The sequence below is a fragment of the Nitrosospira sp. Nsp13 genome, assembly GCF_900101945.1.
GTDB classification, from domain to species: domain Bacteria; phylum Pseudomonadota; class Gammaproteobacteria; order Burkholderiales; family Nitrosomonadaceae; genus Nitrosospira; species Nitrosospira multiformis_D.
This window is the reverse complement of the sequence record NZ_FMVD01000001.1, coordinates 30,515-55,396: the sequence shown is the minus strand read 5'-3', so window position 1 is coordinate 55,396 and position 24,882 is coordinate 30,515. Positions and strand designations below refer to the sequence as shown.

Genomic DNA, 24,882 nt, shown 5'->3' with positions numbered 1-24,882 from the left:
GCTGCGAGGAAAAACAAACTCTGCAGCACTCAAGCCCCTTAACTCCGGTTATTGCGGCCAAACCCCAGAGTCTACCTTGCCACGAAAGGCGTTGTCAGCGCAAAGTCGCGCTCACCCGGGATAAAGACGTTACAGCTATGTTCCACCCCTTCGTGGATCGCCCGGATCGTGGCAACAACTGCGTTATCCGTCTCCCTGGCGATAGGAATCCGCAATGTCTCCGTGTTTAATTTGTAGCCAACCGGTAAAATTCTGTGGGTATCAGCACCCTCAAACTTCGAAACCGCACCTCTTGTCAGGAAGGAATGCTGCACGTGGGGTTGTAAAGAATCGGTGCTTATCCAATTGACATTCAGCATAATCTCTTTATTCTGTGGCGTGGCCCAGCATGTAAGGCCTTCACGCTTTCGCATGCATGCGGACCATGCATTTGCCACAGACTGGGAAACGGCCTTCTGCATCAAAAACTCAGCCGCCCTGGATGAATCCGCCAACGAATTCTTCGAGCAGTACGCGCTCTTCCATTGATTGAATCGACCTTCGTTCAATGAACTATCGGAGGAATGCCTGCCTGAATGTGCGCCGCTTTCACTCTGGCTAAAAAGTCCATAAGAAAAACCAACCGAGTTGTCGGTACCGGATTGCTGTACGCGGTTTACCGCTTGCCGGGCTTGCTGAAACTTTGATGAACACAGCTCCGCATACATCGCTTGATCTCTAAATCGAGCGTTACTCCGGGCATAGTCATTGTAAAATCCCTCCGCGAGAATTTTTCGGCAGGAATCCACAACAAATGCCCCGGCGGGCGAAATTTGCAGAATGGACAGAATACATGCAAGGACAATAATCCGGCTGGCTACAATAATCTTGAATTCGGCGGCTGACCGTTCATTTATCAGTTTGGCGCTACGATTCATAACGATATTTTTTACCATTGGGTCTTCAACTTTTGGGTGGGTTCGTTACAACTCCCGAATCAGGATATTCTGTTCTTCATCGCCATCCTCCACAAGAGGCTATAAAGTATAAAATGCAGCCGCATAATAACTCAAACATCGTTTTTGGCCGGCCTGTGCCGGGTTTCGCCGGCTTGAGCAGATAAATAATCAAATTCGAATATTAATCGTTCAATATCCAAAAAATTCTTATCATCGGAAATTACCTGGCTTCATTTTGAAACCTAATGATGCTTTCTCATTCCACAACCGTTAAATAATGCGTCGCCCTCCATGGCTGATCATTTTGCTCTATGCCGCCCTTTCCATACTTTGGCTGGTGGTCGCAGGTTATTTGATTTCGCTTACCGTTGACGATCCGATTCTGCGGGGTCGCGCCTACGTAGCGAGAGAACTGATGCTTGTCGTAATGAGCAGCGGCCTATTTTATCTCCTGCTCAAGCTGGGACGGGAACGTACAGACGCTGTTAGTCTAGAAGCAAGTTCTGATTCGGATTACTTCTGGTCGAATCGATTGCTGTTCATTTTTGCTGCTCTGGCGAGCGTGGCCCCCTTGGTAAGCATCGGCATTATCAAGGTATATGGTCCGGAGATGGAACGCAAAGCCTACGCTGATCTACAAACGATCGTTGACCTCAAGGCGGAGCAGGTCGAACTTTGGTTGACGGAGCGGCACCGTGATGCGGAAGCAATAGCGGTGAGTCAGGCACTCATCGAGCGGGTTGCGAATACGCAGAAGAAAATAGATACACACCTACACCAGCTCATCCGCAACCGATTGGAGGCTGTTCAAAAAGCTTATAGTTACGAGTCAGTACTGCTGCTGGACACGGAAGGTCAACTCTTGCTGACACCCGGAGAAAAATATGAGCTGCCGGCCATTACCAAAGCATTGCTGCCGGCAGCGTTGGAGACCAAACGGATACAAAGCAGCGACCTGTTCCTGGATGAACGCGGAATAGCCCGGCTGGATATCATAGTGCCTCTGATTCCCCAGGCAATTAGCCAACAGGCTATCGCTGTCGTGGTTTTGCGCGCGAATCTCGGGCGATTCCTGCTACCGCTTGTTGGGAAATGGCCAGTTAATAGTCTCAGCGCGGAAACCCTGCTGGTACGTCAGCAAGGTGAAACGATTGCCTATCTTAATAGCTGGCGCCACCTGAAAAATCCTGGCCAGCAGGCCGCCAATCGGGACCACCAGTCAGTTATTGCTAGCAAAGACGTGCCGGCGGCGACTGCCGCGCGCGAGCAACACGCCGGCACGTCTTCCGGAATCGACTATCGCGGGGAACCCGTTTTGGCCGCATTCCGGCCTATGACAGGCACCGGCTGGCACCTGCTATCCAAAATTGACCGCAGTGAAGTATTGGCGCATCTCTGGACCCTGGTATTCTGGGTCAGTATGGCCATTTTACTAGCCATCGCCGCGGTAAGTGGAGCGGTATGGCTACTATGGCGTCAGCAGCGGCGCGCTCACCAATTGGCGCTGCTTGTCCATACCGCGGAGCAGGACAAGCTGCTCAAGTATTTTTATGAATTGCCATTCATTGGTATGGCAATTACCTCCCCCGATAGCAAGCGGTGGCTGCGGTTCAACGACCGGTTATGCGAGATTCTCGGTTATTCGCGCGAAGAACTTGCCGTCAAGAACTGGGTAGAGATGACGCACCCCGACGATATCGAAAAAGACATCGTTGAATTTGAGAAAGTTGTACACGGGGAATCGGAAGGTTATACGACGAACAAGCGCTACATCCGGAAGGATGGCTCGATTGTCATTGCCAATATGAGTGTCAAATGCGTGCGCACGGATGATGGCAAGGTGGATTACTTCGTCGCCATGATCCGTGACATCACCGAACAGGAGCATCGGAAGACTGAAGCCCTGGCGGCACAGAGCCAGCTTAAAGCCACGCTGGACGCGATCCCCGACCTGCTGTTCGAGCTCGATCTGAATGGACGCTGTCACGACTACCATTCCGCACGCACCGATTTGCCGACTGCGCCTGTTGAAGATCTGCTCGGGAAAAAAATTTCTGACATCCTTCCCTCCGCCGCAGTGGATATTATTGTATCGGCATTGCTGGAAGCCCAGGAAAAAGGCCTGTCGTCCGGCAAACAACTGGAATTGGAATTTGCCCAAGGCAAGCTGTGGTTTGAGCTTTCGGTCTCCCGCAAGCATGTTGATCCCGGTCACGACTCACGTTTCATCGTCCTTGCGCGCGATATTACCGAACGCAAGGCGTCGGAACGGCGTATCCTGAATCTCGCTCACTACGATTCGCTCACCGGGCTTCCCAACCGCGCACTACTCGCAGACCGCATGCGGGTCGCGATTAAGTACGCCGAACGGCAATCTACTCGTCTCGCTGTATTGTTCGTCGACCTTGATCGATTCAAGCCGATCAATGATTCGCTGGGACATGATATCGGTGACCAATTGTTGAAGGCGGCCGCGCAACGCATGCAAATGTCAGTGCGCAGTGTTGACACTGTAAGCCGCGTGGGCGGCGACGAGTTCGTTGTTCTCTTGAGCCAAATCGGGACGACGGAGGATGCCGCGCGTGTTGCCGATAAGCTTATCACAGGACTATCGCAGCCATATGGAGTCGAGGGACATGAACTGCAGGTGACCGCAAGTGTCGGGATCTGCATCTATCCGGATAACGGGACGCAGCCCAATGTCCTGCTGCGTAATGCCGATGCCTCAATGTATAGCGCCAAGGAGGGAGGCCGGAACCGGTACCAGTTCTATTCCGAGGATATGACAGTGCGGGCAATCGAACGGCTCAGTCTTGAGCACGACCTGCGTGGAGCCGCCCAGCGCGGCGAAATTTTTACGGTGTATCAGCCGCAGATCGAACTTGCAACCAACCGCGTCATCGGTGCGGAGGTGCTAATGCGCTGGCGGCACCCGACGCAGGGATTGATCGCACCGGCGCGCTTTATTCCTATCGCGGAAGACAGCGGACTGATCCTCGTGATCGGCGAATGGATACTGGTTGAAGCTTGCCGGCAGGCGCAGCAGTGGCGTGACCGTGGCCTCCTTGATGCAAGCATCTCAGTGAATGTTTCGGCGATCCAGTTTCGCCAAAACGACTTCGTGAGGGTTGTGGAGCGCGCGATTAATGTATCTGGCATATCTCCGGACTGCTTGGAACTTGAGCTCACTGAAAGCGTGGTAATGCAGGGGATCGACTCAACGGAGCAGAAGTTGCAGGAACTGGATGCCTTGGGGGTAAAGGTGGCAATCGACGATTTCGGTACCGGCTACTCAAGTCTCTCATATTTGCAGCAATTTACGGTTGACCGCCTTAAGATCGATCAGTCTTTCGTGCGCGACCTGCCAGGCAATATCGATGCTGCAGCCATCGCAACTGCTATTGTGGCGATGGGACTCAGTCTCGGCTTGCGTATCATCGCCGAAGGTGTAGAGACTGAAGCGCAGGCGGAATTTCTGCAGAGCGTCCTATGTAAGGAGGGCCAGGGCTATCTGTATGCTCGCCCCATGGAGGCAGATGAGTTTGAAGCATGGGTTGCGGCATGGGAGCAGCAGGTAAAAAACAAATCCTAATCGCGTCTCCCTAGGGCCTGTTAACACTTATTTCGCACCCGCGACGGCGACGGATTTCATCCAGCACGAGGCATGAACCGCGTGGCGGAGCAGGCCTCCATAAGCGGCGAGTAACGAAGGGCCGGATGAAATCCGTCCCGTCCCTTCGGGTTGCTACACAAAAAACGCGGATGCCGCGTTGCAAAGCTTGGCCATAGGCCCACTCTGGCCTGCACTTTGCGCCTTGCCTCCGCATTTTTGTATAGCAACGCGGGTGCGAAATAAATGTTAACAGGCCCTAGTTACCTGGTTATCACGCCTCCATGGTCGCGCTGGATCCGTCAGAAGTAATGTGGGCATCTTTGCGACCGGGCTTCGCGCCAGCACGCCCCGTTAAGGGGCTTGACGCAGGATGCACGAATCAGCTCGCAGACCACCATGCCATCATCCTGGGATCCGGTGAAATATTCGGGCTAATCCTTCTTTTCCGTACTACTATCGGTACCCTCCTTTTTGACGGGACTCTGCACCTCATAGCCCTTCTCTTTCATTTTGTATCCGCCATATGCGCCCGCCCCACCCGCTGCGAGCAGCCAGCAGCCCGATAGCATCGGAATCACGAGCAAAAGCATTCCCATGCGAATTAGTTTCCCTGTTTTCATGATGACTCCTGAAAAATTTAGCAAAATTGTACCCCGATCACGGGTGTATTGATGTGCCGATATCGCGCTTGAGACGAATAAGTATATTCGTATAATCGCGCATGGTAAATCCTGAAGACGAGTCCCGTAGGCAAATCCAGGGCAATCTTTTCGAAGGCTCTGAACATGTTCTCAATGGAAATCACCCGTGCTCTGCTGGCAAACCGGTAGATTTATTCAAGGCATGAAGATCTGAATTCCGGAGCCGCCGCCGCTGATCACCTCATCTTGTTTCATCACGATAATTTGATAATTCATTGCGCTCAAAAATAGCGCTTTACATACTGGTACATGTTGCGTCAATATTTTTGTTCGCGCACTTGGCTCGAATGGGTGGCGAATGAGTTTTCGTATAATCTTGAATTTTTGAAGCTCCGTCCCTGTATCCTGTCAGTTGCCCATACATTATCTAAGGAATCAAATATGAAATGGGAAGGCCACCGTCAAAGTGACAATGTCGAGGATCGCCGAGGCTCCGGTATGGGGGGTTTCGGCATGGGTGGGCGTCGCATTGGAATCGGCACCATTGTTGTGGCATTGCTGGGGGGATGGATATTCGGCATTGATCCGATCACCATGCTGAGCGTCATGTCTGGTGGAAGCGGCATGATCCAGGAACAGGGCCCCGCGCCCGCGCCTCCACCCGGCGACACGCCCGCAGCCTTTGTTTCAACCGTGCTGGCGGATACCGAGGACGTCTGGACAAGCGTGATGCGACAGAGTAACGGCACCTATCGCGCACCCAAGCTTGTGCTGTTTCGTGGAGCCGTAATGACTTCCTGCGGGCAGGGAAGCGCAGCGATGGGTCCGTTCTATTGTCCGGAGGATCAGAGAATCTATATCGACCTTGATTTCTTTGACACGCTGGCGAACCGACTGGGAGCGGGCGGCGATTTCGCACAGGCTTATGTCATCGCGCATGAGGTCGGGCACCACGTTCAAAATCTTCTTGGCATTTCTAGGGAAGTGAACCAAATGCGCGGACGCATGCCTGAGAAACAGGCCAATTCATTGTCGGTTCGCGTTGAACTGCAGGCCGACTGCTATGCGGGGGTATGGGCACATCATTCGCAGAAGTCAAAGGGATGGCTGGAACAAGGCGATATCGAAGAGGCACTGAATGCCGCCGCACAGATCGGTGATGACACATTGCAACGCAAGGCACAAGGCACCGTAGTGCCTGAAAGCTTTACCCATGGTACAGGTAACCAGCGCGTGGACTGGTTCAAGCGTGGCCTTCAAAGCGGAAATGTCGCGCAATGCAATGCGCTGGAAGTGAGACAATTGTAATTCTATTGAAAAGCAAATCCCGTCTGAAAAAATTAATCCCGTTTAATAATTTCAAGAATTTCCATACGGAGCGCAACCATGAAAGTATCCGAGCTTAAAGATGAACTGCTCGACTATTGGGTGGCAAAGGCAAACGATGTAGCGGATGTGCACGTAATCGATTCGCATTGCCTCATTGATCATGTCCGCTGGGAGCCCTCGGTTGACTGGTCTCAAGGCGGACCGATCATAGAAAAGGAGGGAATAAACCTCAATCATAGCCTGGAGCCGGGTTCGGAGCACTGCACGGCTTACATGAGATCCGGCAGGCATCGGCAAAAAGGATTAACCCCCCTGATTGCCGCCATGCGCTGCTATGTCGACTCCAAATTCGGCGAGGAAGTCATCGACTAAGTGCCTGTGACATTCGAAAAGCAGGAACACGTGTGCTGCGGATCACACACGCCTGGAGCAATAACAGATGGCTAAAACAAAACTTAAGGAACATCCCCGCGAGGCGATGTCCGCAACCCGCATTCTGGCCGCGCAAGCCTTCTCGCGCGCGGCCGGGGCTCCGCTCGTACATGGAAACAGCATCCGGCTTCTCAGGGATGGGGATGAAAACTATCCTGCATGGCTTGATGCGATTAACTCAGCCGAAAGAACCATCTATTTCGAGAACTATATTATCCACGACGATAAAATCGGCCGGCAGTTTGCCGACGCGTTTATTGCCAAGGCGAGAGAAGGTATCAGGGTAAGAGTACTTTACGACTGGATGGGATCATTTCCGGAAGCATCCGGCGGCTTCTGGCGGCGCCTGAGCGATGGAGGAGTGGAAGTCCGATGCTTTAACCCGCCACGCCTGGATAGTCCACTGGGCTGGGTAAGCCGGCTCCACCGGAAATCCCTTTGCGTGGATCATCGCGTCGCATTTATCAGCGGATTATGTGTGGGTCAAATGTGGGTGGGCTATCCGGAACGTAAGGTACCGCCCTGGCGGGACACGGGTGTCGAAGTCAGCGGCCCGGTCGTAGCCGATGTGGTACAGGCATTTTTCCGCGCCTGGGCCGAAACCGGACCCGAATTGCCGGCGGACGAACTACCGGACCGGGACTCGATTCCCGCGACGGGTATGGTGGATTTAAGGGTGCTGGCCAGTATCACGGCAACGGCGGGATTATACCGCCTCGAGCAATTGATCACGGTTCTGGCACAAAAAACGCTCTGGCTTACCGATGCCTATTTCGTCGGCACCACCAGCTATGTACAAGCGCTGAGAGGCGCGGCAATGGATGGCGTGGATGTCCGGTTACTGATTCCGGGGTCGAACGGCGATTTGAGATTCCTGCGGCCGATCTCGCGTGCCGGTTACCGTCCGTTGCTGGAAGCCGGTGTGCGTGTATTCGAATGGAATGGATCGATGCTGCATGCCAAAACAGCCGTGGCCGATGGCCGCTGGGCACGCGTAGGATCAAGCAATCTTAACATCGCGAGCTGGCTCGGTAATTGGGAATTGGACGTAGCGGTGGAAGACCCGGGGTTCGCGCACGAAATGGAACAAATGTATTTACGGGATCTGAACAACGCGACGGAGATCGTACTCGGCAGAAAGAACCGTGTCCGGCCGGTGGCGATGACTGAATCAACCGCCCCCGCTCCAGTCTTGAGCGGCGGCCTGGGGAGACGCAGGGGCGGCAGCGCGAGCCAGCTGACAGCAGGCGCCATCCGCGTCAGCAATACCGTCGGAGCCGCCCTCACCAGCCGGCTTGTCCTCGGCGCGGCCGAGGCGAAAATCATGATGTCCGGCGGCATCATTTTATTAAGCGTGGCTGCGCTTGCGTCGCTGGAACCATTGCTGGTGACGGTCCCTTTTGTGCTGATTGCGGGCTGGATCGGTATTTCGCTGCTGATCCAGGCCTACCATTTGCATGAAAGTACGGATAACAGCACAGTATCCGATAACATCGATGACAGAATCGAGCCATTCATATCGCGCGATGAGCCATTCGATGAGACACTCCTTGAGCCACCCGCTGAGCACCCCTTGGACCAGGTGCCCTCAAAGCACTCCCTGAAAAATCCCGTGACTATACATAGGTCGGATTAGCGTGGCGTAACCCGGCAATTTGATCGATAATCGCTTAAACGAATTAATCAATCAGGAAGTATTTTTCCCTCTTCAGGAGAAAAATCCCATGGGACTATTTCACCGGGATACTGACTCTGCCCGTCAGACCGATACCGTCACTCCTATCCGAAAAATGGTTCAAAGTCCGCTCACCTTGATCATGACCATCCGCTCACCCGAGCACTTCCAGGCGCTCAATGCGCGCATACTCGAAATTCAAGCCGCTCCGCCGGAAAAAAATCCCATCTGGATTGCCCTCGACAAGCTCAGGATCGTGCATTTCGCACGTTTTGTATTTCTCGAAAATAATACCAAGCTCGCCATCATCACGACATATGACGGGTCGTTCGAAGACTACCTCAATGAATTCATCGACGAGATCGGCGATGTTTTCAACGCGCTACTCCAGCACATGGAGGGCGCGCCGCCATTGCCTGTTCAACAAAATCGCGACGCCTTCGGGGACTACATCAAGGCCAACAACCTGGGGAGCATTGAACCCTTCTACAGCGCTTATCCCCAAGCCACGGTGCTGGATATCCAGGCGGCCCTCGGTGAGATTTGACCGAATCCGGGATTAATCCCATGAGTGACTTGCCGCATGCGGACATCCAGGGTTTCATCCTTCGCACGTACGCGATGCCGGTTCTGCGCGTATTCGCCTTGAAGATTACGCAAGTGGAGGCTGCCAGACGGTTTCTCGGCAAATTGGTGAATGGCGAGAGTGAACCCCAGCTCGCTACCGCCACCGATTGGACGGTTAAACCACAATACTGTCTGAATGTTGGACTCACCTACACGGGCCTGGCTGCGCTTGAGCTTCCCGCTTCCTCACTTGCCTCGTTCCCGGAAGAATTCGCGGCCGGGGCGCCCGCCCGTGCCGATCGGGTGAGCGATACCGGTGAAAGCAGCCCTGATCATTGGAAGGGCCAGCTCGCCAGTGCCGACCTGCATATCCTGCTCTTTCTCTTCGCCGAAACAGAAGACATTCTGGAAGAAATTACCGACCAGCTTCGCACAGGTTATTCCAGTCATGATGCGATGGCCGAACTCTCTGTACACGAAGGCCGAAGCCTGTCCGGAAATGCGGCGCACTTCGGCTACCGGGATGGCTTTGCCCAGCCCACCATCGATGGCGGCCTTCCACCACTCATGCCGGACGTACTGCCGAAAGCTCCGGCCGGAGAATTCCTGCTCGGATACCCCAGCCAGTACTCGGACTTCACCTATCCGGTGCCGACACCTGCGGAACTGGGCCGGAATGGCAGCTTCGTAGCGTTTCGCATTCTGGCGCAGGACTGTCATGGCTTCGAGCGCTTTTTGACAGAAGCAGCCCGCCAAACAGGGCTTGATCGGGAATTGATAGCTGCCAAACTCTGTGGCCGCTGGCGTAATGGCGTGCCACTTTCTCTTTCACCGGATTCCGCGGACGAATGCATCCTTCTGGAGCAACGCAACAGCTTCGACTATGTGCCAAGTGATAGCGCGCCCGATGCCTTCGATGATCGCCGCGGCTACCGTTGCCCACTGGGGTCGCATATTCGCCGCATGAATCCACGCAATTCGAGGGTGGCGGGAAACAGTGGCCTCAAGCACCGAATTATCCGCCGCGGCCTGCCCTACGGTCCGCCCTACGATCCCGCCAACCCTGACGATGGTATCGAACGGGGGCTTCTTGGCCTGTTTATCGGCGTAAGTCTCAAGGATCAGTTCGAATTCCTGATGTCCGACTGGGGCAACAGGGGGAACCTCGCACCCGGTCTGCGTGATACCCGAGATCCGATCATCGGAGATAATTCACGGCCAGGCGCGACTTTTCTGATCCCCATCGAGGGTCAGAAGCGCCCCGTCGAACTTGCCGGCCTTTCGAGTTTCGTTATCTGCCGTGGCGCGGCCTATTGTTTTCTCCCCAGCGCCACCGCAATTCACTATATTTCCACTTTACCCGCTACGTCTTCCACACCGGGCGTTATCACCACCACTATTTAAATAACCAGTCAAAGAAATGATATGGCGCCAAAAATAGATCCGATCCTGTCGCTCTATCTCATAATGAAAAATAACCGAAAAAGGAGCATTAAATGGCACGAATCCAATCCGCACTCAAGGCGATAATCCCGATATTGTTCTGCATGCCGCTTTCCACACCGGTGCAAGCGGAACTTGTCGGCGAAGTGGACACCGCCTTCCGTTGGCTAGGCAAGGATGACCGGGTAGTCATCGAGGCATATGACGATCCCAAGGTCCGCGGAATAACCTGCTATGTGTCCCGCGCCAGGACAGGCGGAGTAAAAGGTACCGTAGGTTTGGCGGAAGATCGGGCGGAAGCCTCCATAGCCTGCCGTCAGGTGACAGAGACGCTTCATTTTACGGAGAAGCTTCCCCGTCAGGAGGACGTGTTCACTGAACGCATGTCCATTTTATTCAAGCGCCTGCACATTGTCCGCATGGTTGACTCCAAGCGCAACACTCTTATCTATCTGACCTATTCCGACAAACTGATAGACGGAAGCCCGCAAAATAGCGTCACCGCCGTTCCCGTGATGCACGCGACACCCATCCCGGTTAAATAAATTAGCTGCCCAACCTGTCAAATAGGGGGTAGCGATATCGTCGCGCTTACGTTACGAAATCGCCCTCTTCCCCTCTTTTCAGGGACAAACCGCAATCCGCCAAGTCCGCGGCATTTCAATGCCGATGAAAGTTTAAGAAATGAGAATCGTTAACTTACGTACGCTACCGTACGGACTCATCCTTAAGAGTGAAATAAAATTATTGATCAGTGACAGGCATGAGAAAGGAATGAGCGCATAACCTATTAACAACTCACTGTAATTATAATTTATCAATCTGAGGAGACGCACAAATGCATAAAATTCTTCGCAAATCGAAATTTACCCTGGTTGCTGTCGCGTTGATCGCCGGCACCCTTGCAGGAGGCACGGGAATAGCGACAGCGGGTGAAATCAAGGTTAATCTGAGCGGCGATCAGGAAATCCCCCCTGTCCAGACTTCCGCAAGCGGCAGCGGCACGATAACAGTTGAGGATGACAAGTCTGTCAAAGGCAAAATTACCATTTCCGATATCAAGGCAACCGGTGCGCATATTCACGAAGGAGCCGCTGGCAAGACTGGCTCGGATATCATCACACTCAAGAAGACTGGCGACAATGAATGGTCCGTCCCGCCTGGTGCAAAATTGACCGATGCACAATACGATGCTTTCAAGGCCGGGGGTCTTTACATTAACGTTCATAGCGACGCCAATAAAGCCGGTGAAATACGCGGTCAATTGAAACGCTAACTGGATTCTTGTTAATGCGAAGCCCCGTCAGCCGGCGGGGTAACGTGTTTGGCTATTGATCGTTCCAATAATAGCACCCGCCCATGACAAAATATTTTCGAACCTCGCCAGACCACTTGGCCCAATGCCCACCTGACAAGCCTGCAGAAGATCCTTCTCGCCCCGTTGATCCGGATAAACCCAGAAAAGATCCTCAACCATTCGATCCGGATAAACCTGTAGATCCACGACCCTTCGATCCTGATCCGTCTCCCGGTGATCCGATCGTAGACCCCGCGGACGAGCCCTTGCTCCAATATTGACTTTGCGCGAGTATCTGTTTCGAGCGAATTCCTCGCGACGCCCAGCAATCTGTCGTCTCAGTGGATACCTTCCCGGCTCCTGTCGACCTGAGCCTTTGTGACCAGACTCGCGCGGTTACCCCATGCGTTCCGTATATACGACAAGACCAACGCAACCTCATCGTCGCGCAGCGCCTGTGCAAACGGCGGCATGCCATAAGGGCGCGGATTATTCATGGTGGATGGCGGATAACCTCCGTTGAGGACGCTGCGAATCGCATTAATGGGGGGTGTCATGGTGACGCCTCGATTGCCTGCAAGGGGCGGATAAATACCGGGGGCACCCTGGCCGGAAGCTCCGTGACAGTCCTGACAATGCTTTTCGTAGATTTTGGCCCCTCGCTGAAACCATTGCTGCACCTGTTCGGTGAGTGGGGGGGAGCCGGGTTGGGCACGTGGCGCACTCTCGGGCAATGATTTCAGATAGACAGCCATTGCACGCCCATCCTCCCTGGTCAGGTACTGGAGGCCATGTCTGACCACATCGGCCATGGGACCGGACATGGTCGCCCGCGGGGAAATACCCGTAGTGAGCAACTGCGCGATTTCCTCGATTGGCCAGTCAGCGGAACCCGCTTCCATGCGCGCAGTTAAAGATGGCGCAAACCAGTTCGAGCCCATGATCTGCCCGCCTCCCAAAGCATCGTCCCCGGTGGTGGCCCCCAGCGGATTGCGTTCCGCGTGGCAGGCATTGCAATGGCCGAGTCCCTGCACAAGATAGGCGCCCCGGTTCCACTCCTTGCTTTTGGCGGATTCCGGCTGATAAACGCCCGGCTTGAAGTAGACGGCGCGCCACAGACTTAACAGCGGCTGGAAATTGTAGGGAAAATCGATCTTGCTCGGCGAATTATTTTGCGCCACGGGTACGAGCGCTTTTAGATGGGCGAATATGGCATCCGAGTCCTCACGCGTGATTTTCGTATACTCGGTATAGGGAAAGGCGGGGTATAAAGGCCGACCATCACGGGATTTGCCGTCATGTAACGCTTTCCAGAAATCCTGTTCATTCCAGTGTCCGATTCCTGTTGTCTTATCCGGGGTAATATTAGGCGAAATAAACGTGCCAAAGGGTGTAGACAGCGGCCGCCCCCCCGCGTAGGGGCGGCCACCCTGGGCGGTGTGGCATCCGATGCAATTACCCACCTGTGCGAGGTAAGCTCCCCGCGCCTGGCGCTGTCCGGAAGGTGCCGCTGTCTTCGGGATCACCGCTTCCCCCTCACCTTGTTGCATGATACTGCCACAACGCCGGACCATCTCAACGGAAAGGGCCGCAGCCGGGCCCGTATTCTCCGGAACGGGCTGGGCAGCCAGCCAGGCCGCCAAAGCGTTAGTCTCATGGGTAGTCAGTTGCTTTGCGATTTCGGACATACAGTGCGTAGTTTGTCCACGTAACACCCCACCACTTTGCCAGGCGCCGAGCTGGGCAATCATATAGACACGGGGTAAACCCAGTAAACCGGGAATAAACGGCACGGTACCCATTAACTCCTTGCCGTGGCATTCAACGCACGCAGGAATTTTCCGGGCAGGGTCTCCCTGATTGACAAGTTTTAGAGCCAGCCTGATTTCGTCAGGTGAGGAGGCCGTACGTTCCGGTGATGGAAAAGGTTGTTTGAGCGTTGAAAAATAAGCAGCCATGTCCAGCAAATACTGATCCGACACATTGGTAAGCAGCAAGGCCATGGGCCGGTAATAACGCTTGCCATCCCTGAAATTTCGCAGCTGATTGAAGAGATAACCTTGAGGCTTGCCCGCGATGCGAGGGTAATATCCGTCTCTTCCCACTTTATTTTCCGGACCATGACAGACGACACAGGCCTTCACCTGCTCCTCCATTGTATCGGGCACATCAAGGGGAGCAACGACGGTGGCGGGCCTTGGGGTGGCAGGCCCCGGAGTGGCAAATCCGGTAGTGCATACCAGTATTATTAAAAGGAGTGGTCTCATTGGTTCGTTATTTATTCTTATGCGGATTGCTCTGAGACTATGTAAGCCTGATGAAGTTGCAGCAGAGATCGTGACAGCATGCGCCTCGACAGAACTCTTGATGGCGCACGATCGAACATCCGCGCCACACTTGGAACCACTCTTTTTTATTACCTTGAATCCGGCAGTTGGATGGAGTGCGGTAGGCGATTTCCGGGGCAGCGGCGCCGGGCGCGTGAAATCATTTTAAAAAAGCGTTAATGACGAAATTTTTTACACTTACCTCATCAAAGATAGCCACAAGACAAAAGAGAGTTCATGTAAATGATTGTTATCCCATAATGTTTAATTTAACAAGAAGTTTCTGGCACGAGTTATGCATATGAGTAAAGCGGGGGACAGTACTCCCCTACAAGAGGGCCAGCCCGGGAGCGGTGATCCCGCACCGGGCTTTTTTGTTCTGACCTGTAAAAATGAAACCATAACTCAAACGAGATTTTAAAATGCGTAAAATTATCGGTTTTATCGGTTCGCACGTGCTCTATTTTTTATCTGACTGCGTGGACCTGATAATGGAGAAAACGAATTCCCGGCGCTTTTTTCCCCTCTACAGGAAGTTGCTGGTACGCTCGGTAAATGTGGAAAATTGGGGCGGAGGCGGCGGCGCCTGGGGCGCACTTTGGGCTAAACTGAGATAACCAATAGTACTCGCAGATTAAGGGAACGATGCAGCACGCCCCTGCCTTCTCACAAGATCGGATTAAAACCCTGCAGTCTATCGCGGCTGTGAGGGTGGCTGAAATCCAGAGCCGGGCCCACGGGCACAATGCCATTGGGATTGATCGTGGGATGACTGCGATAATAGTGCTCCTTGATGTGCTGCATATTCACCGTCGCGGCGATGCCTGGCCATTGATATAGCTCGCGGGTAAAGTCCCAGAGGTTCGGGTAGTCCACCAGCCGCCTGAGATTGCATTTGAAATGGCCATGGTAAACCGCATCAAAACGAAGCAGCGTCGTAAATAATCGCCAGTCGGCTTCGGTAACACGGTCACCCAGCAGATAGTGCTGCCGGGAAAGGCACTGCTCAAGTTCATCCAGAGATTCGAACAGCTCCCCCAGGGCACTCTCGTAGACCTGCTGCTGAGTGGCAAACCCCGTCTTATATACACCATTGTTGATGGTGTCGTAGATACGCGCGTTGATCTCATCGATCTGCGGCAGCAGCGCGGTGGGCGCATAATCCCCTTCCGCCGCGCCTATGTCATCGAACGCCCGATTCAGCATACGGATAATCTCGCCAGATTCATTGCTGACAATCATATCGCGCTGCAAGTCCCACAGTACCGGCACAGTCACCCTGCCCGTATAATCAGGCGCGGCGCGCAAATAAACCTCGTAGAGATAGCGCGCCTGCTGTACCGGGTCTGCCACGACACCCGGCGCCTGTTCAAACGTCCAGCCGTGATCACCCATATAGGGATTGACCACCGATACCCCAATCATGTCCTCCAGCCCTTTCAGCACACGAAAAATCAGCGTGCGATGCGCCCAGGGGCAGGCCAGCGACACATACAGGTGATAGCGCCCCGCCTCGGCGGCAAAACCGCCCATACCGCTCGCCCCGGCGTGCCCATCGGGTGTGATCCAGTTGCGAAATTGCGCGGTGGTACGGACAAAACTGCCACCCGTCGTCGTGGTATCGTACCATTCATCGACCCACTCGCCATTGACCAGTAATCCCATTTTGCGCCTCCTCTTTTCTAATCCGCCATACCTGCTCTTTAAGCACAGCCTACTATATGCCTGAGAACAAGTCGACAGGACTGATATGGATAGGACTGATATGATTAGCAGGTTGGGTAGTGCAGCGTAACCCGGCAAAAGACTTTCGCCAAGGTGTTCGCACCGGGAATGCGATGTTTGATGAACATCAGAGACATGGAGAACGAGACGATATGGCGCTGATTATACGAACCGCAACCGAAGGGGATGCGGTAACTGTGGGTGAATTGACCGAGAGAGCATACCGGGCGGACGGATTCCCGATCAGCGAGAAATACGCTGTGCGACTTCGCGATGCCACCACGAGAATAAATAAGGCCACTGTACTGCTTGCGGAAATGGATGACCGGATCGTTGCCACGGTAACCCTCGCGGCTCATGGGAGCCCATTGGCCGAGATCGCCAAGCCCGACGAGCTTGAAGTGCGGATGCTGGCGGTGGCTCCCGAAGAACGGCGGCAAGGCGTCGCCGAAACACTTATGTCCGCCGCCATGAAGCACGCGCAAAATCTGGGACTGAAAGCTCTCGTTCTATCAACCGAGCCACCGATGTCCAATGCCCGCAGACTCTACGAAAAACTGGGCTTTACCCGACAACCGGATCGTGACTGGCCGGTGGGGGATTATGACCTGCTTGTGTATCGTCGCGATGTGGATCTGCCGTGATGTTCAGTGGAAACAAGCCGTTAGCAGAAGTAGGTCGGATTAGCGAAGCGTAATCCGACAAAAAGACTGTAATCAAAGTAAAACATCAGTCTTTTAGAATTCCTTCATGCCATGCCTTGCACATAAGCTTGTTTCACGAGATGGTGAGATTGGCAGGTATACGGCGTAATGCGCTTCACTTATTACGCCCTACTCTTTTATGACCACTCCTTACTGCGTTGCGGAAATCTACGTCGGTGAATAACGGAATATGTGAGTTTCAATGGCTGTAACCTGTCAATTGACGGATGTCAATTTTAATTCTTTATCAGTGGTAATCCGCTAGTTCTGCAGCATAAACGTTTCATACTCCAGCCGATTGAATTTGCGTGACAGGATAAACAGACTAAGAAAGGCGGATAGCGTTACCGAGGCGGCAAAGCCGTAACCGAACGTCTCCGCCCCCAGATGCAATGTGGCAAAGGTGAATACCAGATTCGTGATGAAGAAGCATGCCGTAATGAACAGTACTTCCTTGCGCGCGTCGAGATAGAAAAGCACGTTGAGTATCGCCATCAGCAATACCTGCACGCTGACCGCGACGACGTCGATATAGAACAAATGTATATACAGTGGAGAGATGCCCACCGCGTGCAACAGCTCCCTGCCCCATAGCAGACACAACACGACCGTTAATCCCTGTACCTTGAAAATCTCGTAGATACCCTGCCGCGCGGCATACACCATCTGATCGCGCCGATATTCGATATGCATAAGCGTGTCACCCTCCCGGACAGCACGGTAAAAGCGCTCATGCTGTTCGGCGAAATCGGCTTCCATGGTCACCAGAAATACCGCCATGCCCGGCAGAATGAACAGATAAGCAAGAAAAATGGGAAGATCGTAAATAATGGATGCCCGCAATGGCCCGATGACCGCCTCGGAGGTAACCGGCACAAACCAGAAAATGAATTTATCAACCCAAACCGCCAGGTAATAAAGGGTGCCGACCGCGAACAAAATATAAAAATTGCTGCGACTACGAAGAAAATCGAACTTGAGCAGCGAGCGGCCTGGATATTCACGCACGATATGGTGCAAAAATGAAAACAACAGATAGCCATGGCCGATCAGCACTCCCAGCAATAAGCCGTTCAGCGCCCATGAAGATGCCGCGAGCGCCACGACAATGCCAAGAGAATAGCCTTTGACCAATGTCCAGACGATACGTCGATAGGCTTTCATTCCCGACAGGAAGATTAGCGTGATCCACAGGCCGCTCAGTACGACAAAGTTACTTAGCAGCAACAACTCCTGAATAAACGGCCCGTCGAAAGACCAGAAAATGAAAGGTGCAGCCCACGCGGCCCCTCCCGCCATCGTGACCAGCAGTGCCCCAAACAGGTTTGGCAGCACCTCGGCCTTGTTATTTGCATAAGTCTGATCCGCGACGAAACGCGTGAACATCAATTGCATGCCACCGGTCCAGATTAACGAACCCGCCATCAGGTAGGTCACACAAATCTGGAAGGCGTTGACTTCGCCCTGTGCGACACCCAGGATGACGGCAAGAATGCCGATCATCATGATGCTCAGGATGGAAAGCACCCAGGGTCCGCCGCTGACGAGACCTGCATAGCCATAGGCACGCAATACCGACCAGTAGCTGTCGCGCCCCAGGATTTTACGAATTTCGGAACCTATGCTTGTCATGTTTCAGGCCGGTACAGGGGTGGATAAAGATGGCTCAGCGACATCAAGCGCCCGCATGTAAAGGTTTTGATAGGAGTCAAACATCAGCCTGTCGTCATAGTAGCGCTTCACGCGCTCAAGCCCCGCCTGCTGTGCCGCGCGCCAACGCGCAGTGTTATTGAGCAGTTCAAGCGCAGCTTTTGCCGCCCCTTCCGGATCGGCGATAAAAACCACGCTTCCAGCCGCGCCAAGCGCGCGGTCTTCCTCGCCGCTACCCTCTATGAGCTCACGGCACGATCCGACATCCGTTGCCAGACAGGGCACGCCGCTGGCAAACGCCTCCAGCAATACCAGGGGCAGCGCCTCGCTGATCGATGTCAATACCATTAAACCCAGCTGCGGAAGAATTTCCGCCACATTCTGGAAACCCAGGAATTTGACATGATCCTTCAAGCCGAGGCTTGTGACTAGCTCCTTGCATTCATTCACATATGAGGGATCTTCATCTTCCGGACCGACGATCCAGCCGAGCGCGTCGGATCGCTCATTGACCAGCATTCGCATGGTTCGGATAAATGTTTTGATGTCCTTGATGGGCACCACGCGCCCAATCAATCCCAAGACCGGTGGAATGCCGTCCGGACGTTTCTCGAGCGCGGTCTGATATCTTTGCAGATTGATGCCGTTGGTAATGACGCGCGTTTTTTCCGGTGCCGCGCCATCCGCAATCTGTCTCAGGCGGTTGCCTTCATACAAGCTGACGATGGGAGATGCCTGCATATAGGCCATGCGGCCGATCTGCTCGTAGAATTTGATCCAGAGTCCGCGGATATATCCCATTTCATCATGCAAGGTATTACACACATCATCGCTGTGATCATGAATCCATGTTGCCTGAGCCAGGTCGATTTTTCGCTCTTTGGTGTAGATGCCATGCTCGGTCAGCACAAACGGAATACCGCGCTGCAGACGAATCATCGCGCCCAGCAATCCGGCATAGCCGGTCGAAATGGCGTGCACAGCCCGCACAGGCGGCAATTTGGCAGCGATATCCGCCAGGATGAACAGCGGAGCGTGCATGGCGCGTATTGCCCAGAAATAGTCGACGAACGAGGGCTCCGTGCAGCGCTCCCGGTATTGCTGCGTAATGTAGTCCCACGAAGCTTCGCTATATAGAAAATCTTTTTCGCTGACGCCTTCCGCAGAACCGAGCCGGGAAAATGCGCTAGTCATTTCCTCGCCCGACAGCGGAACGAGTTGACGCATATGCGTATGCAGTTCAGCCATCTCCGAAAAAGCCCTGCGATTGCCCTTGCGCGCGCTTGCCTTAAGAGGTTTATCGGGGTGCAGTAAATAGTGCGCTTCGGCATGCGTCACATTCGGCGGAAATTGATACTGCGCGGGGCCATACATCTTTTGATCACCGCCGATAAAGATGACGGCAAAACGGATTTCCGGCAAGCCGCTGATAATCTGGTGCACCCACGCGGATACACCTCCCCGGACATAGGGATAGGTGCCTTCCAGCAACAAGGCAATATCGGCCACCGCCTCACTCGTCCGCGTTATCCGCGTATGTTGTACCCCCCCTATCCCATCGCCGTGATTCATGTGCCCCACCATACTTTCACCTGGGCCAACTCGCTCCCCTTCTCGCCGGGTCGCTTGAGCGCCGCCAGATGGCGTTTTACTTCCGCAAACTTTCGTTCGTTGAAAGCGATTTCGGCAAGCCATGGCAGGATTTTCTGCTCATCGATGCCACCGGCTTTTGCATTGGTAAAGGCGTTCACCGCCAGCGCGAGATCACCGGAATCGAGCAGAATCCGCCCGTATAATAACCAGCTATCTCCATCAGGCCGGCTGGGAGCGGCGGGCAGCACGGGTTTGGCAGCCAGGGGATCGAGCACCCGTTCCATATGACGCCGCGCAGCCTGCAACCAATGCTCCCTGACCGCGCCTTGCGCCAGGCGGTGATACACCAGCTCCCAACATAGCGCGGCGATCGTTTCATGGTAGCTATTCCGCATACGAACCGCAATATCCGGCAGCGCATCGGTCAATGCCAGGATTCGTTCCGCCAGCTTTTTCTCACTGGCATCTTTCATGGCGTAAGCCAGCAACCGCACGTCATCCACCGGGTCGCGAGTCGCCTTCGACCACACAATCATTGCCTCGCGTGGCGGCATATGCCGCGTCGCCATCACCGCCTTGAGCCGTTTTAATGGCCGTTCGGCGAAATGCACAATCTGGCGCAATGCGCCCTGACTGTAGGGGGGAACCGGAAAAATAACCGGAGGCGAGAATGGCAGCTCAGGCAAAACGAAAATCTTTACATTATGGGAAGAACGGCTGCGAGGGCGTCTCAAGGCACCTATAACGCTCCACAGTAAACCTAGTGCACCAACCACCGGCAGAATCCATAAAAAGATGAATAATAAACTCAGGCTTCTCCGCGCAGGCAGCTTATAGCGGCGCGGCAGCAACCGCCAGAAACCCTGTGCCAGATAATAGGATGAAACCGCATGCAATATGACAGCGGCCAGTACAAACCCATCATTCGCGTCCCACCAGAGCAGCAAGCCTGCCAGCATTTCCGCCACTAATCCCAATAGCATGGACAGGTGAGCCATCAGTACGGCTCCAGGAAACGAATCCGCTGTGGGTCGACTTCATTGATAGACAGCAATTCGCTCGTCACCTTCGCAAGAACACCATCCGCCCGCTGCATCCATGCCTGCGCCTCCGCGGGATTGGTTAAGGGCAGCATGATCCAGATGACCGGCTGCTCTTTATCCTGGGTCAGGCAGATCATGTCGATAGCGCGAATCGATGACCTGAGTTTTTCATAGGCAGCCATGACATCGGCACGCGCCCCCGATAACCTCAAGAGCATTGCGTCAAGCCTGAATTCTTCATGGTCCCGGCGCACCCGCTCAAACGAAGCGATAAAACGCGTAATGGAGGAAGTGGCCGCGCCGAAACGAAGGTGGTCGACGCCATGCGCAACAAGCACCGCGATAAGTTTCAGATTATTTTCCTGAAACGCAAAAAATGGCATGGATCTCACCAGCAGCATGGCGTGAACCTCACCCGTAGAGTCAGTTACCGGAACGGCAGCTAATAATGGGTTGAGATTCGCCGCATTTTCCGTAATGAGATTAACCGCTGCCAGCTCGCCGCTTTCGAGTGCGGTTTTTAATACCGGATCGTTGTCATCAATCGTAAAATCTTCCCCGACACGGGCCAGAATCCTGGCTGTATCGATACGGTCGGCCGTGATGCCCACGATGCAAGCCTGCGTCAGTGCGCCGTATTCCGCCACGAATTCGATAAGTTTTTGCAGCGAAGTTTCGGTAAGCCCATCGATAGCGTCAAGGGTGGATTGCAAATGCATAATGCCTTCACGCAATGAAAGCCCGCTATTTGCCACAGTTTGCTCCAGGCGGTCATGCGACAGGCGCAACAATTGATAATTGCGCGTGAATTCCTCAAGACGTTCCGCGCGGTATTGAAAGGCGCCTTCGAGCCGGTGCAAACGGCGCCCCCACATATCCCGAAACTCCCCCGCCACCATCGCCACGATAACAACGCCAATCGCCCATGGTAGTGGAAACCCGGATGCAGCTTGCCATTGCAGGTTAATGGCCACACCCAATACCACCAATATCAGTAATGCGCTCACAAAACCATAGACGAATCCATACCGTAGTCCGGCCAGCAAAGGACCTAATACCGGCCAGGGGAAACCGCCCCCCAACCGGAACGGATCCTGCTGCTGGGTGACAAACGACGCCACGATCATGATCGCCGTCAGCGCAATTGTTTCGAACCACCCGCCCCATGCCGAGCCCTGATTGTTGACGTTAACGACTTCAATCCCTTCCAGCCAGGGTTTTTTCATGGCTTTGTCCGCTCCTGATCCGGTATGGGTGTCGCCTGCAATTCGCGAATCTTCGCCAAGGTCTGACGGCAGACATCCAACTCATCATTTAAAACACTTTGATTCGGCGCCGCTTCTCCCGGAAGCCATCGGGCAGCCCGATCAATATCCTCCATGGATAACGGAAGCACATTCTCGGCCACAAGCCCGCCCGGCTGATGCTGCAAGTGATTGGAGACCGCAGCCAATTGCGCTGACACAGCCTGCTGATTATTGCTTCTTACCGCGTCGGCAAAAGTAATCCATGCCGGCAACCGAAGGCGCTCGCGTTGACGCCTCAGGGCAAAGTGACGGGCATTATCCATCGTTTTTGTCAAACCCCAGCGCTCGTTTGTCAATTGCCATTTCTTTAGTTCATCCGGATTGCCGGGCTGCGCCCGCTGATCTTTCGATCCAAGGAAGTACTCAGCCAGACGTGCGGGATACTGCACCTCAGCTTGATTGGAATGCGATAAAGCAAACATCTTTAGCGCGCTGAGTCGGACATGGTTGGCATTTGCGGGACACCCGGCCCATTCCATATTATCGGCTAATGTCAGCGTCCATAAGAAATCCCTGGGCCGGGTTTTCAGTGATCGCAGATACCACTCCGCCGCCTGCACGGACTTGCCAAGCGTATGCTCCGCCGCTGCCAGCGCCTCCGCCAAAGGCGGATTTACCGCCGACTGGCTGCCCGACTGATTACGATAGGGTTGGACGAGTGCGTCAAGCGATGGATTATCGACCGCTTTGTCCGACAGCAACAACCAGATCATCGCCTCGGCAACTTCCGGGTCGGGGCCCCGTAAACGTAAGAGCTGGCCTAACGCACGGCGAGCCGCGTCCCGGTCCCCATTACCCATTTTGCGCATCGACTGGAAGTACCAGTAGTCGGGTGCCTGCGCTATCGCCGCCGCTGGCATCGCTTCCGCCAGCGATAGCCAACGCTCAACTTCTCCCCAATTGTTCCGTTTCCACGAAAAACGCATAAGGCGTTGCAGATCTTCGATACGCTGCAAGCGATCCCAACCATAATGCGCAAGACGTTCGCTTTTTTTATCATCGCGATGACGTATTGCCAATCGCTGTAGATTCTCGAGTATCTCCGCATCTTTTGGGCGAAGAATCAACGCCTTCTCATAGGCTTTCTCCGCATAGGCATCCTGACCCAACTGAGTAGAAACTCTGGCCAGCAGTAGCCAGTACGCTTCCGCGTAAGCAGGATCGGGCGAGTTGAAATCGCGGAGTAATTCAAAGCTTTTTTGCGCATCCCCCGCTTCTTCGTATAGCCGGGCCAGCTCCATTCTCTGTTGCCCCACTTGCTCAGTAGGCATTTCCTGATACACGCTAAGCGCCGCACGAGGTTTGCCTTGAAGGAGCAGCACCTGCGCGAGTGCTTTCAGTGTTTCCACGGGACTATTGAAACGTTCGGCATGGCGGCGCAACTGTTGCTCCACATGAGCGGGTTGCTCAGTGGCAAGCCCAGCGGTAACATAAGCCTCGGCTTCGGCGCCGGTCAACTTGCGGCGCGTCATGACGGCCTCAAGCAATTGCACCAGGGCTTTATGATCCGGTTTCGACTGGGCAAGCGCAAAAGCACGTGTCTCCGCTTCACCGTCGGCGCGGGTGCGCGCAAAAGACAGCCATAGCGGCAGAGCCTCATCCGGCTGAGCATTCCAGTCATAGATATGGGCAATCAACCGTTGGCGCTCGCTCCCCGCCACCAGCGAAGTTTTCAATTGTTCCATGCGCGCAAGACTTTCTTTCAACAGACCCAGTGCCACCTGCAACCGCACGACACGTTCAGCGATCGCCCAATTACCGGGCGACAAACGGCTCGCTTCTTCCAGCCACGCCAATGCCTGTTCGCGATCGGCAAGCGGCTCGGCGATATCGGCGGCAAGCAGCAAAAGCTCGGCATCACCCTCACCTCTATCCTTTAGGCTGCTCAGCATCTGCCCCGCAGCCTTCAAGGCCTCCTTATCGATGCCAGCCTGAAGATAGGCGCGCAAACTGGATTTCGCGATTCCCATCTTTTTCTTCGCCACTCGTTCAAGCGAAAAAGCCTTGAACAGATCTTGTGCGGCCAACCGCGGCTGATTCGCCGCAATCCGCTGTTTCGCGGCGGAGACCAGCCAGGCTGATTTCCTGTCATCACTCTCATTCAATATGACAAGCAGTTGTTCAAAGGTTTCGGCGAGTACCGAAGGTTCAGCAAACTGCTCCGCCAGTGTGATCACCTGGTCCAGCTCCTTGTCATTGCGCGCAATGTGCAGTAGCGCGGGAATAAGCCTGGTAATGCGGGCACGCAGCGCTTCTTCGATATCTTTGGGAGGCTGCCTGTAGAGCTGTTGCAAGGCCAGCTTGAGCTCCGCCAGGCGGATTTCATAGCTTAGACTGGATTCGGGAGCATGCATCAGTGGATCAATGGCGCGCACCGCCTCATCCGTCATGCCCGCTTCCGTCAGTACCTGCACCAATGACAGGCGTAACGGGGCATTGTTCGGGTCGGACTGGACCAGAACGCGAAGATAGGCTACCGACAAAGCGTCCTTTGCCGACAAGTTGGATGGATCCCTGAATGCCGGCTGGCGGGGAAATAATACCCAGAAAACGATTAAAAGCACTGCGCTCATGAACATCAATGCAGGTGCGTTTAAT

The 24,882-nt window shown here is 54.2% G+C and carries 20 protein-coding genes; 10 read left to right on the top strand and 10 right to left on the bottom strand.

Going from position 1 to position 24,882, the window contains the following annotated elements:
* Nucleotides 1–71 precede the first annotated feature (71 nt).
* Nucleotides 72–935, bottom strand: a complete 864-nt coding sequence (locus BLO43_RS00205; protein WP_090904944.1) for a hypothetical protein — start codon at nt 933–935, stop codon at nt 72–74.
* 280 nt (nt 936–1,215) lie between these two features.
* On the opposite strand from BLO43_RS00205, the gene BLO43_RS00200 reads away from it, so the two are divergent.
* A complete protein-coding gene (locus BLO43_RS00200; RefSeq protein ID WP_254773244.1) occupies nt 1,216–4,530 on the top strand; it encodes a bifunctional diguanylate cyclase/phosphodiesterase in 3,315 nt (1,104 codons plus the stop codon).
* 452 nt (nt 4,531–4,982) lie between these two features.
* Here BLO43_RS00200 and BLO43_RS00195 read toward each other — a convergent pair whose 3' ends face one another.
* Nucleotides 4,983–5,171 carry a hypothetical protein gene (locus tag BLO43_RS00195; protein ID WP_074631925.1) on the bottom strand — a complete coding sequence of 63 codons (189 nt, stop codon included), beginning with the start codon at nt 5,169–5,171 and terminating at the stop codon, nt 4,983–4,985.
* Nucleotides 5,172–5,633: 462 nt separating this feature from the next.
* Here BLO43_RS00195 and BLO43_RS00190 point away from each other — a divergent pair, with 462 nt between their 5' ends.
* From BLO43_RS00190 to BLO43_RS00160, 7 genes are all read left to right on the top strand, one after another.
* Entirely contained in the window at nt 5,634–6,500 is an 867-nt protein-coding gene (locus BLO43_RS00190; protein WP_090904941.1) for a KPN_02809 family neutral zinc metallopeptidase, read from the top strand.
* Nucleotides 6,501–6,578: 78 nt separating this feature from the next.
* A complete protein-coding gene (locus BLO43_RS00185) occupies nt 6,579–6,893 on the top strand; it encodes a phage protein NinX family protein (protein ID WP_074634213.1) in 315 nt (104 codons plus the stop codon).
* Between the two features lie 67 nt (nt 6,894–6,960).
* Nucleotides 6,961–8,589: a phospholipase D-like domain-containing protein gene (locus tag BLO43_RS00180; RefSeq protein ID WP_090904939.1), complete on the top strand. Its 1,629-nt coding sequence runs from the start codon at nt 6,961–6,963 to the stop codon at nt 8,587–8,589.
* A gap of 88 nt (nt 8,590–8,677) precedes the next feature.
* Nucleotides 8,678–9,175 (top strand): hypothetical protein, encoded by a 498-nt coding sequence (locus BLO43_RS00175; RefSeq protein ID WP_139149195.1) that lies wholly within the window; start codon nt 8,678–8,680, stop codon nt 9,173–9,175.
* A gap of 20 nt (nt 9,176–9,195) precedes the next feature.
* Entirely contained in the window at nt 9,196–10,599 is a 1,404-nt protein-coding gene (locus BLO43_RS00170; RefSeq protein ID WP_090904937.1) for a Dyp-type peroxidase, read from the top strand.
* Nucleotides 10,600–10,742: 143 nt separating this feature from the next.
* Nucleotides 10,743–11,183, top strand: coding sequence for a CreA family protein (locus BLO43_RS00165; protein ID WP_368086125.1), 441 nt, complete (start codon nt 10,743–10,745; stop codon nt 11,181–11,183).
* 293 nt (nt 11,184–11,476) lie between these two features.
* Nucleotides 11,477–11,914 carry a CHRD domain-containing protein gene (locus BLO43_RS00160; RefSeq protein WP_090904932.1) on the top strand — a complete coding sequence of 146 codons (438 nt, stop codon included), beginning with the start codon at nt 11,477–11,479 and terminating at the stop codon, nt 11,912–11,914.
* Between the two features lie 27 nt (nt 11,915–11,941).
* Here the strand turns inward: BLO43_RS00160 and BLO43_RS00155 are convergent, their stop codons facing one another.
* Complete coding sequence (locus BLO43_RS00155; protein WP_090904930.1) at nt 11,942–12,142, bottom strand: hypothetical protein; 201 nt, start codon at nt 12,140–12,142, stop codon at nt 11,942–11,944.
* Nucleotides 12,143–12,273: 131 nt separating this feature from the next.
* Nucleotides 12,274–14,202: a c-type cytochrome gene (locus BLO43_RS17200; protein ID WP_368086123.1), complete on the bottom strand. Its 1,929-nt coding sequence runs from the start codon at nt 14,200–14,202 to the stop codon at nt 12,274–12,276.
* A 482-nt stretch (nt 14,203–14,684) separates the two neighbouring features.
* Here BLO43_RS17200 and BLO43_RS00140 point away from each other — a divergent pair, with 482 nt between their 5' ends.
* Nucleotides 14,685–14,879 (top strand): hypothetical protein, encoded by a 195-nt coding sequence (locus BLO43_RS00140; RefSeq protein WP_074631918.1) that lies wholly within the window; start codon nt 14,685–14,687, stop codon nt 14,877–14,879.
* A 49-nt stretch (nt 14,880–14,928) separates the two neighbouring features.
* Here BLO43_RS00140 and BLO43_RS00135 read toward each other — a convergent pair whose 3' ends face one another.
* Complete coding sequence (locus BLO43_RS00135) at nt 14,929–15,927, bottom strand: glutathione S-transferase family protein (RefSeq protein ID WP_090904926.1); 999 nt, start codon at nt 15,925–15,927, stop codon at nt 14,929–14,931.
* Nucleotides 15,928–16,046: 119 nt separating this feature from the next.
* Between BLO43_RS00135 and BLO43_RS00130 the strand changes: the two genes are divergently transcribed.
* Entirely contained in the window at nt 16,047–16,631 is a 585-nt protein-coding gene (locus tag BLO43_RS00130; protein WP_139149194.1) for a GNAT family N-acetyltransferase, read from the top strand.
* 321 nt (nt 16,632–16,952) lie between these two features.
* Here BLO43_RS00130 and pelG read toward each other — a convergent pair whose 3' ends face one another.
* Genes pelG through BLO43_RS00105 form a run of 5 tightly spaced genes read right to left on the bottom strand, consistent with a single transcriptional unit; the run spans nt 16,953 to nt 24,857 of the window.
* Nucleotides 16,953–18,323: an exopolysaccharide Pel transporter PelG gene (gene pelG / locus BLO43_RS00125; protein ID WP_090904924.1), complete on the bottom strand. Its 1,371-nt coding sequence runs from the start codon at nt 18,321–18,323 to the stop codon at nt 16,953–16,955.
* A 3-nt stretch (nt 18,324–18,326) separates the two neighbouring features.
* Nucleotides 18,327–19,913 (bottom strand): GT4 family glycosyltransferase PelF, encoded by a 1,587-nt coding sequence (pelF, locus tag BLO43_RS00120; protein WP_254773243.1) that lies wholly within the window; start codon nt 19,911–19,913, stop codon nt 18,327–18,329.
* Nucleotides 19,910–20,932, bottom strand: coding sequence for a protein PelE (locus BLO43_RS00115; protein ID WP_090904919.1), 1,023 nt, complete (start codon nt 20,930–20,932; stop codon nt 19,910–19,912). The genes pelF and BLO43_RS00115 overlap by 4 nt, the downstream gene beginning before the upstream one ends.
* On the bottom strand, nt 20,932–22,203 hold the full coding sequence (locus BLO43_RS00110; protein ID WP_090904917.1) for a protein PelD: 1,272 nt from the start codon (nt 22,201–22,203) through the stop codon (nt 20,932–20,934). Before BLO43_RS00110 ends, BLO43_RS00115 begins: the two co-directional genes overlap by 1 nt.
* On the bottom strand, nt 22,200–24,857 hold the full coding sequence (locus BLO43_RS00105) for a tetratricopeptide repeat protein (RefSeq protein ID WP_254773242.1): 2,658 nt from the start codon (nt 24,855–24,857) through the stop codon (nt 22,200–22,202). Before BLO43_RS00105 ends, BLO43_RS00110 begins: the two co-directional genes overlap by 4 nt.
* Nucleotides 24,858–24,882 lie beyond the last annotated feature (25 nt).

Bases quoted from the DNA above. Each gene is read 5' to 3' on its own strand.
- BLO43_RS00200 (WP_254773244.1), top strand. From the start codon at position 1,216: ATGCGTCGCCCTCCATGGCTGATCATTTTGCTCTATGCCGCCCTTTCC.
- BLO43_RS00195 (WP_074631925.1), bottom strand. From the start codon at position 5,171: ATGAAAACAGGGAAACTAATTCGCATGGGAATGCTTTTGCTCGTGATT.
- BLO43_RS00205 (WP_090904944.1), bottom strand. From the start codon at position 935: ATGGTAAAAAATATCGTTATGAATCGTAGCGCCAAACTGATAAATGAA.
- BLO43_RS00115 (WP_090904919.1), bottom strand. From the start codon at position 20,932: ATGGCTCACCTGTCCATGCTATTGGGATTAGTGGCGGAAATGCTGGCA.
- BLO43_RS00165 (WP_368086125.1), top strand. From the start codon at position 10,743: ATGCCGCTTTCCACACCGGTGCAAGCGGAACTTGTCGGCGAAGTGGAC.
- BLO43_RS00110 (WP_090904917.1), bottom strand. From the start codon at position 22,203: ATGAAAAAACCCTGGCTGGAAGGGATTGAAGTCGTTAACGTCAACAAT.
- pelF (WP_254773243.1), bottom strand. From the start codon at position 19,913: ATGAATCACGGCGATGGGATAGGGGGGGTACAACATACGCGGATAACG.
- BLO43_RS00105 (WP_254773242.1), bottom strand. From the start codon at position 24,857: ATGAGCGCAGTGCTTTTAATCGTTTTCTGGGTATTATTTCCCCGCCAG.
- BLO43_RS00180 (WP_090904939.1), top strand. From the start codon at position 6,961: ATGGCTAAAACAAAACTTAAGGAACATCCCCGCGAGGCGATGTCCGCA.
- pelG (WP_090904924.1), bottom strand. From the start codon at position 18,323: ATGACAAGCATAGGTTCCGAAATTCGTAAAATCCTGGGGCGCGACAGC.
- BLO43_RS00185 (WP_074634213.1), top strand. From the start codon at position 6,579: ATGAAAGTATCCGAGCTTAAAGATGAACTGCTCGACTATTGGGTGGCA.
- BLO43_RS00135 (WP_090904926.1), bottom strand. From the start codon at position 15,927: ATGGGATTACTGGTCAATGGCGAGTGGGTCGATGAATGGTACGATACC.
- BLO43_RS17200 (WP_368086123.1), bottom strand. From the start codon at position 14,202: ATGAGACCACTCCTTTTAATAATACTGGTATGCACTACCGGATTTGCC.
- BLO43_RS00190 (WP_090904941.1), top strand. From the start codon at position 5,634: ATGAAATGGGAAGGCCACCGTCAAAGTGACAATGTCGAGGATCGCCGA.
- BLO43_RS00170 (WP_090904937.1), top strand. From the start codon at position 9,196: ATGAGTGACTTGCCGCATGCGGACATCCAGGGTTTCATCCTTCGCACG.
- BLO43_RS00140 (WP_074631918.1), top strand. From the start codon at position 14,685: ATGCGTAAAATTATCGGTTTTATCGGTTCGCACGTGCTCTATTTTTTA.
- BLO43_RS00175 (WP_139149195.1), top strand. From the start codon at position 8,678: ATGGGACTATTTCACCGGGATACTGACTCTGCCCGTCAGACCGATACC.
- BLO43_RS00160 (WP_090904932.1), top strand. From the start codon at position 11,477: ATGCATAAAATTCTTCGCAAATCGAAATTTACCCTGGTTGCTGTCGCG.